General features: G+C 32.2%; 1 protein-coding gene. It reads right to left on the minus strand.

Features of this window, described 5'->3' with window-relative positions:
- Window positions 1-1,620 (minus strand): ABC transporter permease (locus AMO08_RS02305; protein ID WP_075484776.1); only part of this gene is annotated, 1,620 nt, incomplete at both ends.

The following is a 1,620-nucleotide window of genomic DNA, read 5'->3' on the forward strand; positions in this document are numbered from 1 at the left end:
AATTTCAGGAAGTGAATTAGGGAAAATCACATATCTTAAAATTTGTTTTTTAGTAGCTCCTAATGAATGTGCAGCATGTATTTTTGAAAGCTGTGTTCCTGATGCACCAGCTCTTGCAGAGATTATCATAATTGAAAGTGAGACCATAAATAATAAAAATATTTTACCCGTATTATCTATTCCAAGAACTGAAATAATTAATGGCGCCCAAGCTAACGGTGGAACAGGTCTGTATAATTCTATTAAAGGATCAAAGAACCCTTTAGCAAATCGATTTAGACCCATAAACAATCCTAGTGGCACCCCAATAAGAATTCCAAAAACTAAACCTAAAAATACCCTTAAGAATGAGTCCCAGATATGTCCGTATGGAACAGGTACTTTAAATAATTTGAAGTCACCCGTAACAACTTTTAAAACGTTACTTTTAAAGTTTTCTTTTACAATTCCATCTTTTGAATGTACTGGATATTCACCAGGTAACATATCTGCGATCCAATCAGGTAAAATAAATCCAATCATTTTACTTACATCAACCATCTCAATCCATAAAAGAGGAATATTTTTGTATCCAACACTTGGTTTAGACATCAATATAAACTTATTAAATGTATCTGATGGTTTAGGTAACCATCTACCTGAGCCTTGTTCCGAACATGTTGGTCCACTTGCTACAATTGTTCCAGCTGGGAATAAAAGTATATCAATTAATCTTAATCCGCCTTGCTCTTTATTTTGCAATTCATCAAACTCAATTATTGCTGCTTGCATTTCATTTAATGCATTAGGAGGATAGATGCTTGCAAACTCTATTCTTCTTGCAATTTTAACAATATTTTTTGCATAGTCAGATGCTATTTCTTCACTATCATTTAATCCTTTTCTGTAAGCTTTAATATCATCTTTAAGTTGTTTGATTGCGTTTTTGAACTGTGGGTTATGGTTTTTTAATTTAAAAAATTTGTCGTCGATTTTTTTTAGTTCTGCTGCAGCTGCATGAAATTTTAAGCCTTTGTTAGTTTGTGGTGCAGTTGGTATTTCAATAGTATTTTCAATAGAACCACTCCCAGAGTCTATTGTTGTAATTCCCCAACCACCTTGTTCATCAATAAGTTTTTGTCTTTCATTTTTTTCAGCATCTGTCTCAAAGGGATAATCTTTCCTTTGAAAATCAGAACTCAGAAGCTTTATTTCTTCTGTAATTTCCTGAAGTTTAATTTTGGTATCCATTTCCATTAGTTCTTCACTTGTTAAAAATGGAATTAATTCGGAAGTTCTATCAATGTAACTTACAAGGATTGTTTTTTGTTGATCATTTAGATCTTTAGATGCTTTTATTTCGTTTGTAATTTTTACAAGGTTTTTATTTTCAATTTTAATAATCGATGTACTTTTGAATTCCCTTTCTTCAATAGGGAACTGATATTTTAAACCTAATAACGACTCGTTAATTTTAGCAACCTGGCATAATTCATTTGCTGATTTTGGATAAAAACCTTTTGCTATGTCCCATGAATAATAAAGCCATAGCATCAGGATTGCACTACTACCGACAATTACCCAGTGTGTTCCACCTTTAGCTCTTTCCGGATTACCAAATACAGCATCAACTTTTTCAGT

This window comes from Candidatus Pelagibacter communis (assembly GCF_001180205.1).
Taxonomy (GTDB): domain Bacteria; phylum Pseudomonadota; class Alphaproteobacteria; order Pelagibacterales; family Pelagibacteraceae; genus Pelagibacter; species Pelagibacter ubique_O.